Source organism: Shewanella sp. SP1S2-4 (assembly GCF_031932075.1).
GTDB classification, from domain to species: Bacteria; Pseudomonadota; Gammaproteobacteria; order Enterobacterales; family Shewanellaceae; genus Shewanella; species Shewanella baltica.
In genome coordinates this window covers 58,668-74,581 of sequence record NZ_JAUOET010000014.1, presented here as the reverse complement: position 1 = coordinate 74,581, position 15,914 = coordinate 58,668, and the positions used below count along the sequence as shown (strand labels likewise).

General features: G+C 47.0%; 17 protein-coding genes. 8 read left to right on the top strand and 9 right to left on the bottom strand.

The annotated features are described in order from the left end of the window. The first annotated feature begins 24 nt into the window (after positions 1-24). A complete protein-coding gene (rnd, locus tag Q4Q52_RS13910) occupies positions 25-1,134 on the top strand; it encodes a ribonuclease D (RefSeq protein WP_063882836.1) in 1,110 nt (369 codons plus the stop codon). 138 nt (positions 1,135-1,272) lie between these two features. Here the strand turns inward: rnd and minE are convergent, their stop codons facing one another. From minE to minC, 3 genes are read right to left on the bottom strand one after another with little or no spacing between them, the layout of a single operon-like run. After that, positions 1,273-1,530 carry a cell division topological specificity factor MinE gene (gene minE / locus Q4Q52_RS13905; protein ID WP_028760193.1) on the bottom strand — a complete coding sequence of 86 codons (258 nt, stop codon included), beginning with the start codon at positions 1,528-1,530 and terminating at the stop codon, positions 1,273-1,275. Between the two features lie 2 nt (positions 1,531-1,532). Continuing rightward, complete coding sequence (minD, locus tag Q4Q52_RS13900; protein WP_006086391.1) at positions 1,533-2,342, bottom strand: septum site-determining protein MinD; 810 nt, start codon at positions 2,340-2,342, stop codon at positions 1,533-1,535. A 27-nt stretch (positions 2,343-2,369) separates the two neighbouring features. After that, a complete protein-coding gene (minC, locus tag Q4Q52_RS13895) occupies positions 2,370-3,035 on the bottom strand; it encodes a septum site-determining protein MinC (RefSeq protein WP_106650327.1) in 666 nt (221 codons plus the stop codon). 123 nt (positions 3,036-3,158) lie between these two features. On the opposite strand from minC, the gene Q4Q52_RS13890 reads away from it, so the two are divergent. From Q4Q52_RS13890 to Q4Q52_RS13880, 3 genes are read left to right on the top strand one after another with little or no spacing between them, the layout of a single operon-like run. After that, positions 3,159-3,437, top strand: coding sequence for a YcgL domain-containing protein (locus Q4Q52_RS13890; protein WP_006081364.1), 279 nt, complete (start codon positions 3,159-3,161; stop codon positions 3,435-3,437). Positions 3,438-3,467: 30 nt separating this feature from the next. Further along, entirely contained in the window at positions 3,468-4,580 is a 1,113-nt protein-coding gene (locus Q4Q52_RS13885) for a lytic murein transglycosylase (protein ID WP_311990877.1), read from the top strand. A gap of 52 nt (positions 4,581-4,632) precedes the next feature. Continuing rightward, the gene (locus Q4Q52_RS13880) at positions 4,633-5,073 is read left to right on the top strand and encodes a YcgN family cysteine cluster protein (RefSeq protein ID WP_006081366.1); all 441 of its coding nucleotides are present in this window, start codon (positions 4,633-4,635) and stop codon (positions 5,071-5,073) included. A gap of 233 nt (positions 5,074-5,306) precedes the next feature. Here the strand turns inward: Q4Q52_RS13880 and Q4Q52_RS13875 are convergent, their stop codons facing one another. Beyond that, positions 5,307-6,827 (bottom strand): methyl-accepting chemotaxis protein, encoded by a 1,521-nt coding sequence (locus Q4Q52_RS13875; RefSeq protein ID WP_311906626.1) that lies wholly within the window; start codon positions 6,825-6,827, stop codon positions 5,307-5,309. A gap of 469 nt (positions 6,828-7,296) precedes the next feature. Between Q4Q52_RS13875 and pheS the strand changes: the two genes are divergently transcribed. From pheS to lpxM, 4 genes are all read left to right on the top strand, one after another. Further along, positions 7,297-8,280: a phenylalanine--tRNA ligase subunit alpha gene (gene pheS, locus Q4Q52_RS13870; RefSeq protein WP_006081368.1), complete on the top strand. Its 984-nt coding sequence runs from the start codon at positions 7,297-7,299 to the stop codon at positions 8,278-8,280. 15 nt (positions 8,281-8,295) lie between these two features. Beyond that, positions 8,296-10,683: a phenylalanine--tRNA ligase subunit beta gene (gene pheT, locus Q4Q52_RS13865; protein ID WP_311906625.1), complete on the top strand. Its 2,388-nt coding sequence runs from the start codon at positions 8,296-8,298 to the stop codon at positions 10,681-10,683. Between the two features lie 3 nt (positions 10,684-10,686). After that, positions 10,687-10,983, top strand: a complete 297-nt coding sequence (gene ihfA / locus Q4Q52_RS13860; protein WP_006081370.1) for an integration host factor subunit alpha — start codon at positions 10,687-10,689, stop codon at positions 10,981-10,983. Positions 10,984-11,087: 104 nt separating this feature from the next. Further along, positions 11,088-12,026 (top strand): lauroyl-Kdo(2)-lipid IV(A) myristoyltransferase, encoded by a 939-nt coding sequence (gene lpxM, locus Q4Q52_RS13855; protein WP_311990876.1) that lies wholly within the window; start codon positions 11,088-11,090, stop codon positions 12,024-12,026. Positions 12,027-12,182: 156 nt separating this feature from the next. Here the strand turns inward: lpxM and hypA are convergent, their stop codons facing one another. The 5 genes from hypA to hypB form a co-directional block, all read right to left on the bottom strand. Further along, positions 12,183-12,536 carry a hydrogenase maturation nickel metallochaperone HypA gene (gene hypA / locus Q4Q52_RS13850; RefSeq protein ID WP_220592787.1) on the bottom strand — a complete coding sequence of 118 codons (354 nt, stop codon included), beginning with the start codon at positions 12,534-12,536 and terminating at the stop codon, positions 12,183-12,185. After that, complete coding sequence (gene hypE, locus Q4Q52_RS13845) at positions 12,536-13,552, bottom strand: hydrogenase expression/formation protein HypE (protein ID WP_311990875.1); 1,017 nt, start codon at positions 13,550-13,552, stop codon at positions 12,536-12,538. The genes hypA and hypE overlap by 1 nt, the downstream gene beginning before the upstream one ends. After that, the gene (gene hypD, locus Q4Q52_RS13840; RefSeq protein ID WP_311990874.1) at positions 13,545-14,684 is read right to left on the bottom strand and encodes a hydrogenase formation protein HypD; all 1,140 of its coding nucleotides are present in this window, start codon (positions 14,682-14,684) and stop codon (positions 13,545-13,547) included. Before hypD ends, hypE begins: the two co-directional genes overlap by 8 nt. A 63-nt stretch (positions 14,685-14,747) precedes the next feature. Next, positions 14,748-14,993, bottom strand: a complete 246-nt coding sequence (locus Q4Q52_RS13835) for a HypC/HybG/HupF family hydrogenase formation chaperone (protein ID WP_011846641.1) — start codon at positions 14,991-14,993, stop codon at positions 14,748-14,750. Further along, positions 14,993-15,790 (bottom strand): hydrogenase nickel incorporation protein HypB, encoded by a 798-nt coding sequence (gene hypB / locus Q4Q52_RS13830; protein ID WP_311990873.1) that lies wholly within the window; start codon positions 15,788-15,790, stop codon positions 14,993-14,995. The genes Q4Q52_RS13835 and hypB overlap by 1 nt, the downstream gene beginning before the upstream one ends. Positions 15,791-15,914: the final 124 nt, after the last annotated feature.

Genomic DNA, 15,914 nt, shown 5'->3' with positions numbered 1-15,914 from the left:
GACCCACAGGATCTGGAGAAGAATTTGTCAGCGTTTCAATATGTGAGTGATGAAGCAAGCCTTAATGCCCTCGTTGCCCAATATAAACAGAGTAAGATACTCGTGTTAGATACCGAGTTTGTTCGTACTCGTACTTATTATGCCAAGTTAGGTTTGATCCAAGCCTATGATGGTAAAACCTTAGCTTTGATTGATCCTGTGGCTTTACCTGATTTAGCCCAGTTTTGGGCGCTGTTATCGGACCCGAATATCGTTAAGCTAGTGCATTCCTGCAGTGAAGACTTAGAAGTGTTTGCCCACTATGGCAAATGTCAGCCTACGCCTTTGTTTGATAGCCAAATTGCCGCCTCTTTGTGTGGTATGGGCCACGGTGTGGGTTATGCCAAGTTAGTAGAAACTTGCCTGGGTGAAGTGATTGATAAAGGCGAGTCGCGTACCGATTGGATCCGCCGCCCGTTAACGGAAGCACAGTTAAGTTACGCCGCTAATGACGTCTTGTACTTGTATCAGCTCTATCCTCAACTTAAAGCGAAACTCAGCGCCCAAGGGCGTTTAGCTTGGTTATACGAGGAAGGGGAAAGGATGACCCAGGGCAGGCTTGCCGATCCTGATCTCGACACGGCCTATTTGAAAGTGAAAAATGCTTTCCAACTGACTGAAATCCAATTGGCTTACCTTAAAGTGCTAGCCAAGTGGCGTCTTGAAAAAGCCTTAGTGCGTGATTTAGCTCTAGGTTTTGTGGTCAAAGATCATGGTCTTATCGCATTGGCGAAGAAGCAACCTAAATCCTCGGCCGACTTGTTTAAGCTCAATGATTTGACTGAGCAAGAAAAACGTATCCACGGTAAAGATCTATTACGTGTGCTACAAACCGCTGATTTGGTCAATTTACCCGAGTTAGTGGATGTGCTGGCGTTGAAGTCGGGTTACAAATCGGCCTTTAAGGCGATAAAAAGCTGCTTAGTTGAGTTGTGTGAACAGCATGATGTGCCACAGGAAATGCTCGGCTCTAAACGTCATATCCATGAGTTTTTGCAATGGCGTTGGGATAAGCAACAAGGGGATTTACCCGCGGTGTTATGCGGATGGCGAGGCGAGATTGCCGCTGAGTCCCTAGCTAAGCTTGAGGTCTAAGGCTTTTAATCTAGTATTTAAATCTTGCGCGTGAAGTCTTGTACTTTATGCGCAGTATTTGAAACTTATCGATAGCCGAAAAACAGCCAACAAAAAGCGTCATCTTCTTCAGAAGATGACGCTTTTTGCGTAATCGACTTATCTGTCAGGCAATGTGACGTTAAGTTCGAGTACCGACAGGTTCGCGTCGTTTTGATCTAACTGCACAGAAACTTGATCATCAGAAATCGGCACATATTTGCGAATAACGGCAATGATCTCTTGTTTCATCTGTGGGAAATAATCGGGAGTGTCCCTTTGTCCACGTTGATGAGCCACAATGATCTGTAGGCGCTCTTTAGCCATTACCGCAGTGCTAGGCTTTTTCTTGCTTTTGAAATAGTCGAGTAAAGACATAATTAGCTACCAAATATCCGTTGTAAGAAACCTTTCTTTTCTTCCGTAATAAAGCGTACTGGGACATCTTCGCCCAGTAAACGTGCAACTGTGTCACTGTAGGCTAAACCTGCATCACTTTCTTGATCGATAATCACAGGCACGCCTGAGTTAGAGGCTTTGAGTACCGATTGTGATTCAGGGATCACGCCCAGTAATTCAATGGCCAGAATTTCTTGAACATCATCAACACTCAACATTTCGCCCGATTTTACACGGCTCGGTGAATAGCGAGTCAGCAGTAAGTATTCTTTGATTGGCTCAAGGTTTAGCTCGGCGCGGCGTGATTTGCTCTGCAGCATCCCTAAAATACGGTCTGAGTCGCGTACTGAACTGACTTCTGGGTTCGTGGTCACAATGGCGATATCGGCAAAATACAGTGCCATCATAGCGCCTTGCTCAATCCCCGCAGGTGAATCACACAGAATAAACTCAAAGTCTTTGGCTAAATCGTCTAGAACACGGCCAACGCCTTCTTTGGTCAGCGCATCTTTATCACGGGTCTGTGAAGCGGGTAAAACGAATAACTTGTCGCAGCGTTTATCTTTGATCAGCGCTTGATTTAAATTGGCTTCACCATTGATCACATTAACGAAGTCATAAACAACACGACGCTCACAACCCATGATCAAGTCTAAATTCCGTAAACCAATATCGAAATCGATAACGACTGTCTTGTGTCCTTGCATGGCAAGACCAGTCGCAATTGCAGCACTCGATGTGGTTTTACCTACGCCGCCTTTACCTGAAGTGACAACAATAATTTGTGCCATGTTTCTCTCTATCCTTTGTTCTGCCATTTAGAGGGGCAATGATTCAACCATAAGTGACTCACCGTTTAGGCGAATGCAGCCACTTTTATCTGAGCTATGTTGTTGTAGATTTTCAGCGAGCCAATATTGCCCTGCTATTGAAACGAGTTCGGCTTCCAGAGAGTGGGCTATGATGACGGCACTGGTATCGCCCGCCGCGCCTGCCATGGCTTTCCCTCGTAATGCGCCATAGATATGAATGCTACCATCTGCGATGACTTCTGCGCCATTGCCTACCGCACCAAATATGATTAAATCACCATTTTTTGCGTAGACTTGTTGGCCTGAACGAATATTTTGCTTCACTATCTTAGTTTGGCGCGGTGCTGGCGGTGGCGTACTACTCTGTTTTCCGGCTTTGACTATGGCAAGGCCTAAGTCTTTAGCCTGTTTACTGAGTACGGTTGTCGCGCCCGTTATGCCAACAATCACTAATTGACGTGAGATCAGCAGATCCTTTAACGCACTTAAATTTAAGCTGTCGTGTTGGATCGCACTCAGATTGACGACTAAAGGAGCACCCAGAAAAAACTGAGGAGCTTGTGCCAACTTACTGTCTAATTCAGTCATGACAGCTTGTAAATCGCTGCTATTAATATGAAGCACTGAAAGAGTAAAAGAAGCGCCTTTTAACTCTAAGCTAGGTTTTGACATCCCGGCACTATTCTCCAGAAATCATCAGTCGGTTCGCTGATTTTACAATTAAATTACTAGGCGACCATGTTATAGTGTGCCCCATTGACTGGCAAGTTTGAACTATTGGATATTTGTACTCTTATGCTATGTGCCGTTTATAAAAGTAGCCGAAAGGCTGATACTTATTTATTTGTGAAGAAAAGAGATTGTTTTGATGATGTTCCAGCGCCTTTGATGGAAATGTTCGGCGTGCCAAAGCTGGTGATGGTGTTTCCTATTGCGAAACGTGACGCGTTAGGCATGGCAGATATTCAAAAGGTAAGAGCTGCGATGGAAGAAAACGGCTTTTATTTACAAATTCCACCACCTCAGGTGAATTTATTGGCAGAGCATAAGCTCAGTCTTGGGATCAAAGATTAAGCCAATAGCATAAAAATAACAGGAAGGTATATGCATCGATACCGTGCTTATCGAACCCAAGCTTATCAAATCAATGCTTACCCAGTTAAGGTTTGTCACTTTGGGGTTTATCAGAATAAGCATTATCGACTCGCCGCATATATCTTCGCTCCCATCAGGGCATTTGTCTGTTTCATCATTTGGCTGAGTGCGTGCAGTTTGCCAGCCATGGCGCAGCAGCCGGATGAGAAAATCAGCTTTAGTGATTATTTAATTCAGCTAAAGCAAGAAGCCCATCTTCAGGGTATCAGCCAAGCGACCTTAGATTTAGCCTTTCCCCAGATCAAACTCTTCAAAAAAGCCCGAGTAACAGACAGCCCCCAGACTGAAAAAACTCACAACCTCGATACTTATCTCGCCGACACTGTGCCCGAGTGGAAAGTTGACACCGCACGGGTGCTGTTTAAAGAGCATGAACAACAACTCAACGCCATCGCCAGCCAATACTCTGTTCAGCCACGCTTCTTAGTCGCACTCTGGGGGCTTGCCTCCGACTTTGGTGAAGCTTCTGGCGATTATCCTGTGCTATCTGTGACGGCGTCACTGGCCTTTGGCGGCGAGCGCGAAGCTTTCTTCAAAAAAGAGTTTATGGCAGCGCTCAGCATAATGGATAAAGATCATATCGGTTTTCAAGATCTTAAAAGTCGTTGGAATGGCGCCATGGGGCAAACGCAGCTGATGCCTACGGATTATCTTGCCTATGGGCAGGACGGCGATGGAGACGGTAAGAAAGACATTTGGCACAACACACAAGATGCGTTTGCCTCCGCGGCGTATTTGCTACAGCAACTCGGTTGGAACGGCGATGATACTTGGGGCCGACAAGTACAAGTGCCTGCAACGCTTGATTTGGCAGTCGCTGGATTAGATAAACCCCAGTCCTTAGCCCAGTGGCAAACTCTCGGTATTCGCAAGTTTGATCATACCGATTTGCCGTCCCGCGAAGACATCAAAGCCTCGCTAATCATGCCCGATGGTGTTACCGGTCGAAAATACCTCGTTTATGGCAATTACCGCGCCTTAATGCACTGGCAGAATACCGATTATTTCGGGATTTCTGTCGCGCATCTGTCCGAGAGAATAAAGTATCCGCCGATAAACTAGTGTAAAATAGCCCGCATTCAGCGGGCTTTTTATTGAGAAGATACAGTTAATCATGGCATTTTGGCAGAGCAAAACATTAGCGCAGATGAGCGCAACCGAGTGGGAATCCCTGTGTGACGGTTGTGGTAAATGTTGTTTAAACAAGTTGATAGATGATGAAACCGAAGACTTGTATTACACCAATGCGGCCTGCCTTTTGCTCGATCATCAAACGGCGGGCTGTCAGCATTACAGTGACCGTTTCACCCACGTACCACAATGTACTGTGATCACGATTGATAATATCCATGAGTTAACTTGGCTTCCCGACAGCTGCGCATATCGCCGCTTAGCGGCAGGACGTGAGCTACCGAGCTGGCATCCGCTGCTGACTGGCTCTAAAGAAGCGATGCATTTAGCGGGCATGTCGATCCAAGGTAAAGTAGTCGATGAAAGACGCGTGAAGGATATTGAAGATCATATCGTGCTATGGCCACTCAAAGATGTGGATTAACAGACGTGGATTAATTTTTGCCTTAGCGAAGTAGATTGAAAAGTGACTTAATGATTGAAATGTTACTGGTTGATTGAAACGTTACTGGTTGATTGAAACGACTAGTTGATTGAAAAAACAGTAGTTGATTGGACAGTTAGCGTCAGAATGACAAAAACAACAAGGGAGCGACTATCGCTCCCTTGTGCATTTTGGGTGTTAAGTGAATTTAAATTCCATCAAATGATGCTCGACTAGATTTTTAATCCCACCATCAACTGATCAAGTTGCCCAGCTGTTGCTTGCAGCTCATCACAACCTGAAACCGACTGGTTCGCCGATTGCTCCACATCGTGGGACTGGTTGCGGATTTCCATCAGGTTAGTCGCAATCTCGTTGGCCACAGCCGATTGTTCTTCGGCCGAGGTCGCAATAAGTACACTCATTTCAAACACTTTATTACTGTGGAGGGCGATAAACTCTAAGTCTTTACCCGTTTGCAGTACGTGTTGTTTGCCTTCATTCGCTTGACTCACAGTACGCGACATCACTTGGGTTAGATTGCGCGTACCCGATTGCAGCGATTCGATCATGGTTTTGATCTCAACCGTCGCGGCTTGAGTGCGGCCCGCTAAGGTACGAACTTCATCGGCGACCACGGCAAAACCACGACCTTGTTCACCGGCGCGCGCCGCTTCAATCGCCGCGTTGAGGGCGAGTAGGTTGGTTTGCTGGGAAATCGCATTAATAGTTGATACCACTTCATCAATTTTACTGGCGTTGTCATTGAGTACGCCCACCGCATTCGAGGCTGAGGAGATCTCATCCGATAACACATCGATGGCTTTGACTGTGGTTTCAATGTCTTTACCGCCCGCGCTAACTTGTTGATTAGCCTCTTGAGTTTCGGCAGAAGATTGCTCGGCATTGCGGGCGACTTCTTTCACTGCGGCGGTCATTTCTTCCATCGCCGTCGCTAGGGAGTCCAAATGTTGTCTCTGGTTCACCGCCAAGGATTGACCTTGTTGCGCTGTGCTACGAAACGAGGACACTACCTCACGGATTTTCGTTGTCGACTCGGCGATTTGTTTCACTAAAAGATGCTGACGCTCCACTAAGGCATCAATACTGATGGCTAAGATACTGAATTCGTCCTTTACTTCGAAGAAGTTTAAACGCCCCGTCAAATCGCCCGATGCGGCGCGTTTTAGTGCCATCACTGTGGTATAAAGTGCGCCGCCCACGAAGGTCGAAATGTAGTAGCTAAATAAAAACAACACGAACAGAAGCGCCGCCATCAGGCCGTAAACCAGCAGGTTATCTTTGGCGAGCAGGGCATCAATTTCTTTGCTGTCGAAGGGAATAATCGTGATCAGGTTTTGATCGTTAACGCGACTCACAGCTCGAGGTTGCTTACCGCTATCATCAATACCGCCACCGCTGCGAGCTAAGGATTGCGCTTTGCTGTCGGCTTCATTCACCGAAATAATGCTGACATTGCCTTTGATTTCGCGACTTAGCTGGCTAAGGATAGTTTGGCGTTCTTGCTCTGGTAGTTTGTTATATAAGCTGCCTGTGACTTGGTTGATTTGTTGTGACGCATTTTGAAGACCGTTGAGCTGTCCTTGCACTAAGGTTTGCTGGGATTGGTTATCAAGAAAAATCGCCAGTCCAACAATCATTAGCATGGGAACGATAGAGAGAATAGCGAATTTAGTTTTTAAGGTCATATGGATAAGATATTGATCTATCCAGCGAAACTTTACTTCTTTCATGAGTGCCTCGATAAAATGGGCTGTGAACCGAATGTATATCGGTCAGTTTGCCATAGACTTGATAGTTTTCTGTTTTGTAATGATTTATGTTGCTAATGTAGTCTAATTGCAGTCGTTATTGTGTTGTTTGCTGCAATTTTGGCAGGGTACAGGCATTAGTTTACAGTTTAGTTACAAATGCTGCTAGTGGCTGAATAGGGAACTTGTTTCGGTCAGAATTGAGGTTTGGATTTCACCTTGAGCAAAACTCAGGCTCTGAACTGGGGTAACACATGAATTTGCATGATAAAAACCCCCAATAAGCCCTAGTAATATGCCGCTCGCTCGCGTAAAATTTCTATCCTTTTATTTCGTTATAGCTAGCAAAGCGTCTGGCATTAACGCCCGATAACCTGAGCACCCAAATAGCCTGAAAGTTTGGCGCCCATAGCACTTGTTTATCAAGCGCGACTATGCAGTGGAAGAGAAAATGCAGCAGTTAACTGAGATCGTAGAACAAGCCTTAGTCATTATTGACCAGGCCAGTGATCTAAAAGCACTGGATGATATCCGTGTCGATTACCTTGGTAAGAAAGGTAAGATCACCGACATGATGAAAATGATGGGTAGCTTAAGCCCTGAAGAAAAGCCAGCCTTTGGCCAAGCGGTCAATGATGCTAAACAGGCTATTCAACAAAAATTAACTGAGCGCATCGATGGTCTGAAGAGTTCGGAACTGGAAGCCAAATTAATCGCTGAAAAGATTGATGTGACTTTGCCAGGCCGCACCCAAGAGATCGGTGGCTTACATCCAGTGACGCGTACCATTGAACGTATCGAAACCTTTTTCGGGGAATTAGGGTTCTCGGTAAAGCAGGGGCCTGAAATTGAAGATGATTTCCACAATTTCGATGCGCTGAATATCTCTGAGCACCATCCTGCGCGTGCTGATCATGATACCTTTTATTTCAATCCTAAACTGATGCTGCGTACCCAAACTTCGGGCGTGCAAATCCGTACTATGGAAACTGAAAAGCCACCATTACGCATTATTTCTCCGGGTCGTGTTTATCGTAACGATTACGACCAAACGCACACGCCAATGTTCCACCAAGTGGAAGGGCTTTTGGTTGATGAGCATGTGAACTTTGCCGAATTGAAAGGCATTTTGCATGACTTCCTGCGTAACTTCTTCGAAGAAGATCTGCAAGTGCGTTTCCGTCCATCTTACTTCCCATTCACTGAACCTTCAGCAGAAGTAGACGTGATGGGCAAAAATGGTAAATGGCTAGAAGTGCTTGGCTGCGGTATGGTACATCCGAATGTGCTGCGCAGCGTTGGCATAGATCCAGAAAAATACTCTGGTTTTGCTTTTGGTATGGGTGTCGAGCGTTTAACTATGTTGCGTTACGGCGTAAACGATTTACGTGCGTTTTTCGAAAACGACCTACGTTTCCTGAAGCAATTTAAATAACGGAGCTGTAATAGCATGAAATTTAGCGAATCTTGGCTTCGTGAATGGGTAAACCCTTCAGTCAGCCGTGAAGCATTATCCCACCAGATCACTATGGCCGGTCTCGAAGTCGATGACGTTGAAGCCGTAGCAGCCGATTTTAGCGGTGTCGTGATTGGTGAAGTGGTGGAGTGTGGTCAGCATCCCGATGCCGATAAACTGCGCGTGACCAAAATCAACGTAGGTGGTAGCGAACTTATCGATATCGTCTGCGGTGCACCAAACTGCCGTCAGGGTCTTAAAGTGGCCGTGGCTATGGTTGGCGCCGTATTACCTGGTGATTTCAAAATCAAGAAAGCTAAGCTGCGTGGCATGCCATCAGAAGGCATGTTGTGCTCGTACAGTGAGCTTGGCATCAACGTCGAAAGCGATGGCATTATCGAATTGCCATTGGACGCGCCGCTTGGCACTGACATCCGTGATTATCTGCAACTTAACGATGCCGTTATCGATGTGGATTTAACCGCTAACCGTGCCGATTGCTTAGGCATGGCAGGCCTTGCCCGTGAAGTGGGCGTGTTAAACCGCCAAGCCGTGGTTGAGCCACAGTGGCAAGCCGTCACGCCAACGACAGATGCACAGGTCACGATTAACGTTAAGGCGCCAGCCGCTTGTCCACGTTACTTAGGCCGTGTGGTTAAAAACGTCAATGTGAAAGCGCCTACGCCATTATGGATGCAGGAAAAACTGCGCCGTAGCGGTATTCGCTCTATCGATCCTATCGTTGATATCACTAACTTTGTGTTGATTGAATTCGGTCAACCTATGCACGCTTTCGATCTTGCCAAGTTAACGGGCGATATCCAAGTGCGTTTAGGCACTGGCGAAGAGAAAATCACCCTGCTTGATGGCAGCGAAGTCACTATTCCCAGCGATACCTTAGTGATCGCCGATGATGCGCGTCCATTAGCCCTTGCAGGCGTGTTTGGCGGCGAATACTCAGGCGTGAGCGACACGACCCAAGACATACTGCTTGAATGTGCGTTCTTCGCGCCTCTTGCCATTATGGGTAAGTCACGTCGTTTAGGTTTGCACACAGACTCATCACACCGCTTTGAGCGTGGCGTTGACCCTGAGATGCAACACAAGGTTATCGACCGTGCGACCCGCTTAGTGCTGGATATTTGTGGCGGTGAAGCGGGCCCTGTAGTTGAGGCTAAATCAGAGGCTGATTTACCCAAACCAGCACAAATCGTGTTACGTCGTAGCAAGTTAGATAAAATCCTCGGTCACCATGTACCTGATAGCGATGTGGCTGAAATCCTCACGCGTTTAGGTTTTGCTGTCGTTGCAGCAGAGGGAAGCTGGCAGGTCACCACTGCGACTTATCGTTTCGATATGGCGATTGAAGAAGATTTGATTGAAGAAGTGGCGCGTATTTACGGTTATAACAATATCCCGAATATCGCGCCTGTTGCTGCGCTGCGTATGTCAGATCATAAAGAATCTAACTTAAGCCTAAAACGCGTGCGTGCCTTATTGGTCGCTCGCGGCTTCCAAGAAGCGGTAACCTACAGCTTTGTCGATCCCAAATTGCAAAATCTGGTTCACCCTGGTTTAGACGCTATGGTGTTACCAAACCCAATTTCCAGTGAAATGTCGGCCATGCGCCTGTCAATGTTCACCGGTTTATTGGCCGCAGTTGGCTATAACCAAAGTCGTCAACAGAGTCGCGTGAGACTTTTTGAAACTGGCCTGCGCTTTGTTCCTGATATCAATGCAGAATCCGGTGTAAGACAACAAGCAATGCTCGCTTGTGTCATTACTGGGCTCCAAAATGATGAACATTGGGCTATGGAATCGAAAACCGTTGATTTTTTCGACCTTAAAGGTGATTTAGAAGCAATTATCGGCTTGACAGTTTCCGCATCAGAATTTAGCTTTAGAGGAGCGACGCATTCTGCTCTCCATCCGGGGCAATGTGCTGAAATATTGAGAAATGATCGAGTGATCGGTCATATAGGTGCAATCCATCCTAGTTTGGAGAAGCCTTTTGGACTCAATGGTAAAACCATCGTTTTTGAGTTGGAATTGGATGCTTTATTGCATACCAGTTTGCCGCTAGCCCAAGCTGTATCTAAGTTTCCAGCTAATCGTCGTGACATCGCAGTCGTAGTAGATGAGAGTGTATCTGCAGGTGATGTAATGAAATTGATAAGAAAAGTTGGCGAAAATCAGTTGGTTGGCATAAACTTGTTCGATGTATACTTAGGTAAAGGTGTTGAACCCGGCAAGAAGAGCCTGGCGATAGCACTTACATTACAAGACACTACTCGTACGCTTGAGGAAAAAGAGATTGCTGAGACCGTTGGTTCAGTCGTTTCTGCCCTTAAGTCCGAGTTCAACGCATCGTTGAGGGATTAAAGTATGGCACTTACCAAAGCCGAAATGGCAGAACATCTTTTTGAAACACTCGGAATGAACAAACGTGTCGCCAAAGAGATGGTTGAGTCGTTCTTTGAAGAGATTCGGGGCGCACTTGAAAGTGGTGAGCAGGTCAAGTTATCTGGCTTTGGCAACTTTGACCTTAGGGACAAGAATCAAAGACCGGGAAGGAACCCAAAAACAGGCGAAGATATCCCAATTTCTGCTCGTCGTGTCGTGACTTTCCGTCCCGGCCAAAAGCTGAAAACTCGTGTAGAAGCAGCAAACACGGGTAAGTAATTTCGTTTGTTTGATGGGAAAGCCACTCCTTAGAGAGTGGCTTTCCTGTTTATTTTTTCGTGCAATATCTCCATTATTTCTATCCACTGTCTGAGGTGAATTCTTTGTCAAGACAGCCCAAACATTTTGACCGTCGTTTTAAACTCGCCTTATTACACCCTAGATACTGGGCCACTTGGTTGGCGATTGGTCTATTAGTGATTTTCGGACTCATGCCCGCATGGCTACGTGATCCCATAGCAAGATTATTGGCAAAAATAGTGATGCCGATTGCCAAAAAGCCCATTAGTGTTGCCAGAGCCAACTTAAGGGCGTGCTTTCCTGAACAATCTGCCGCCGAGATTGAAGCGTTAATCCGCGAGAACGTACAAAACTTCGTTTTGGTCTTGTTAGCTCAGGGCGAATTGCTGGTGCGCTCAAAAGCGCATTTACGTCGTCGAGTCAATTTAATCGGCTTTGAGCATGTGACGAAAGCGCAGGCCGCGGGCCAACCGATCATTTTTATCATGCCCCATGTGTGGCCAATCGATTATGCCGGCTTACGCCTTAACCTTGAGTTGCCTATGGTGACGATGGCCAAAGCCCATAAAAATGGCTTATTCAATTGGTTTAGTAATCGTGTGCGCAGCAGCTGTGGTGGCCATGTGTATATGCGCGAGGCGGGCATTAGGGCGCTATTGGCTGAGCTTAAGCGCGGTAACAGTTTCTTTTATCTCCCCGATGAAGACTTAGGTCCTGAACAAAGCGTGTTTGCACCTTTTTTAGGCACAGTGAAAGCAACGCTGCCTGTCGTTGGGCGTTTAGCGCAGGCGGGGAATGCCCAAGTGTTGCCAGTAAAGATTGGCTACAACCAAGTGACACGCCAATTTGATCTCACTGTGATGACGGCCGTTGCGCCTGAAGACATGGTAGGCAAAGAAAACGAGGCGTTGGCACTGAACAAAGTGGTCGAGCAAGTTATTTTAGCTTACCCAGAGCAGTATATGTGGTTTCTGCGGGTGCTCAAAACGCGCCCAGAGGGTGAAGCTTCTATCTACTGCTGATGTAGCGTGACTGAAAATAGTGTGGTTTAAAATGGCTTTGAGCGCTGATTGCTCAAAGCCATTTTGTGAGGAATATTCTTGCTGATAGGACTCTTTATTGATTGAAATCTTTATCGACTCTGCTGTAGTTAACAATGCAGATTACAAATGAAGGATTTAATCTTCATCTTGTTCCATCTCAAGTTGCATCAGTAGCATATCTTCACCATCGAGTACGCGGGTGCGATAGCTTTGACACGCAGGGCAGACGATGGTGCGCTCACTCAGTACGGATTCAGTCTGGCAGTCTTGGCAAAGTATCACTAGCGGCTGAATTTGCATATTGAGTAGGGCTTCTTTGCAAATCCCATCGAGCTTAAACGTATCGAAGGCCGTTTGTAGCAGGCTAGGTTCAACCCCGCTCATGACGCCTAGTTTGATATCCACTCGGGTGATTTTATCGGCATGATTAGCCAGCGCGTGCTGCTCGCATTGCTCAATCAAGGCACTCACAATTGAATATTCGTGCATCAGCAAATCCTTGGCAGCAGTTCACCTTGGGGAAGATCGAGATAACGCTTGGTATTCCAAGGCGTTCTTAGCACGACTTTCCCCACTAAATCCTCACTCACAGTGCCGATTATCGCTGCATGCTCACAGCGCCCAAAGCGTTGCATGATTTCGAGCGCACCTAAAGCGATGTCGTTGGGGACGGCGAGGATGAAAGTGCCTTCGTTGGCAAGATCCATGGCTTCGAAACCATATAGTTCGCACAGACCTTTGACTTCATCGCTGACGGGAATACTGGCCTCATTCACTGTGATACCAACATTGGAGGCAATAGCCCATTCGTTCAGTACTGCCGATAAGCCACCGCGAGTCGCATCGCGCATCGCATGGATAGGAATATTGGCGGCGATCAATTGCTCGACTATCGGCCAGAGCGTCGCGCAGTCACTTTGCAATGCCGATTCGAGCGTGAGTCCTTCACGCGCCATTAAAATCGCCGCGCCGTGGCAGCCAATATCACGGGAGACGATAATGGCATCGCCCACTGCAATGTTTGCCGCTGAGATGTTGGGACGCAAGATGCGGCCAATGCCTGAGGTATTAATAAATAAACCATCGGCACAGCCCTTGGGCACGACTTTAGTGTCGCCGCAGACAATCCGCGCGCCACTTTGTTTGAGCTCTTTTGCCATGCTGCGGACAATAGTCGTTAAATCATTGATAGAAAAGCCTTCTTCGATGATCACGCTACAGCTCAGATACTGAGGTTCTGCACCCATCATAGCGAGATCGTTGACTGTGCCCGCGATAGCAAGTTTGCCGATATCGCCGCCGGCAAAAAACAAAGGGGAGACGGTGAAAGAGTCAGTAGTAAAGGCGTTGGCGCCGTGCAAATCGAGTTTAGCAGCGTCTTCTTCGCTACGAAGGATTGGATTATCAAATTCGGCAAAAAACAGACCTCGGATCAGTTTATTCATTTCTTTGCCGCCACCACCGTGGCTGAGCTGAATGGATTTATCTTTTAGCGTATCAGCCATGATGTGGCTCCTTGATATCGATACCTTGATAGCGGTAATAGGCGTTGCAAGCGCCTTCGGAGCTGACCATGCAGCTGCCTAAGGGCGTTTCGGGATTGCAGCCGCGGCCAAAAACTTTACAGTCCTTTGGTTTAGCAAGCCCGCGAAGAATGTCGCCACACTGACAGGCTTTATGATCGTCAATTTCCTTCACGGGTAAGCGGTCTTTAAAGCGCAGTTCGGCGTCCCTGTGGGCATATTCGGGTTTGAGCTGCAGGGCTGAATTGGGGATAGGACCGAGGCCGCGCCAGCGAAATTGTGGTCTGATATTAAAGAATTGATTCACTTTGGCCTGCGCCGTGAGGTTACCGTCTTCCGATACCGCACGGCTGTATTGGATATCGAGCTCCGCTTTGCCCGCGGCTTTTTGGCGCACAATCCGTAAAATCGACTCCATCACATCAACGGGTTCAAATCCTGCGACAACCACAGGCGTGCCATAGTTTTCGACTGTGCTGCGATAGATTTTGGCGCCGCTGATCACGCTCACATGGGCGGGGCCAATAAAGGCATTCACTCTGGCTTTCGGGTCGTGCATCACGGCATCAATCGCGGGTGGCACTAATACATGATTAATATGGAATAACAGATTTTCGAGTTTCTCGTGTTCGGCCAGCTGCAATAAAATCGCTGTCATTGGGGTTGAGGTTTCAAAGCCGATGGCAAAGAGCACTACGGTTTTATCGGGATTGTCGCGGGCAATTTTGAGCGTATCTAAGGGATCGTAAATTGGGCGAATATCGCAGCCCTTGGCCCTAAAACTGGCTAAAGAGCCTTGAGAACCAGGCACACGGATCATATCGCCCAGCGTCACTAAGATGACATTTTCTTGGGAGGCCAGCGCCGCCGCTTGGTCAATGCGCTCTTTCGGCATAATGCACACAGGACAACCTGGACCGTGGATAAACTCAATATTATCAGGCAGTAAATCCAGTAAGCCGTATTTCATAATAGTGTGAGTATGACCGCCACAGACTTCCATGATATTGATTGGTTGCTTAACTAATTTAGCGGTTAACTGAATATCCCGCGCTAAATTGGCAATCGTTTGGGGATCGCGAAAGCCTTGATAGAGGTGTTTTAGTTCAAGCATGCTCTTTCCTCGGTACACTCGATAGGGTGCGCGCCTTGCTACTCAATCTTGCACTGTTGATGGTCAGTGTATGGCTTCGTTTTCGAGTTTAGTGACGATTTCTTGGTATAGGTCAATGCTTTGCTGCGCATCTTCCTTATCGATTTTGTTCATCACAAAGCCAATATGGATCAGCACATAGTCACCAATCTCCAGTGGCTCATTCATCAAATGACTACTTACATCGCGGCGCACGCCTAAGGTATCGACCGTGACACTCTGGCGCTCAATATCGACCGCCACCACTTGGGAAGGTATGGACAAGCACATTATTGTGCACCTCGAATATTGTCTTTAAGCCAAGCGGCCACAGCCTGCATGGAGTCGCCATCTTTGATGGAGACTTCAATGATTTGAGTTGCTGGATTGAGTTTTTTAAGCTGTGCTCTGGCTTCGTCCAGCTTGAAATCAAAATAGGGCAGTAGATCGCACTTGGTGATAAATACCACATCGGCGCGGCGGAACATCACAGGATATTTCTCAATCTTATCATCGCCTTCTGGCACGGACAGCAGCACGATATTTTTGTGTGTACCTACGTCATAACTGGCGGGGCAGACAAGATTACCGACGTTTTCGACAAAGCAAATATCGAGCCCTTCAAGTGGTAAATGATGTAGGGCACCGTGCACCATAAAGGCGTCGAGGTGACAGGCGCTGCCCGTTTGAATTTGATAGGCCTTAATGCCTTTAGCGATGAGGCGGTCGGCATCGCGGGAGGTTTCTAAGTCGCCTTCAATCACCGCATAGTTGAGCTTGGTGTATTCTTTGAGATTTTCTAAAAGGGTCGTTTTACCGCTGCCTGGGCTACTCATGATGTTGAAGGCCGTGATGTTATGTGTCTCAAAGTGGGCGCGGTTATGTCCAGCTTCGATATCATTTTTATCTAAAATCTTATGGATCACAGACAAGGTTTTTTTATCGTTTAACTGAGGATTGGTGTGTAACTCTTGATGGCTATGCTCATGAGTATGTGAATGGTCATGATTATGCTCATGGCTATGGGCATGCGCGCCTAGATGATCATGATCGTGGCGGGTAAGGGAGCAGCCGCAGTCTTTACACATTTTACCTCTCCTTGTATAGGCAGAGTACGAGGACTTTGCCTGACGAATTGTGAATGCTGATATACGGATCGTTAATTTGGTTACGCTAATGTTGAGTGTGATACAAATTGCGCTGCAGATCTTT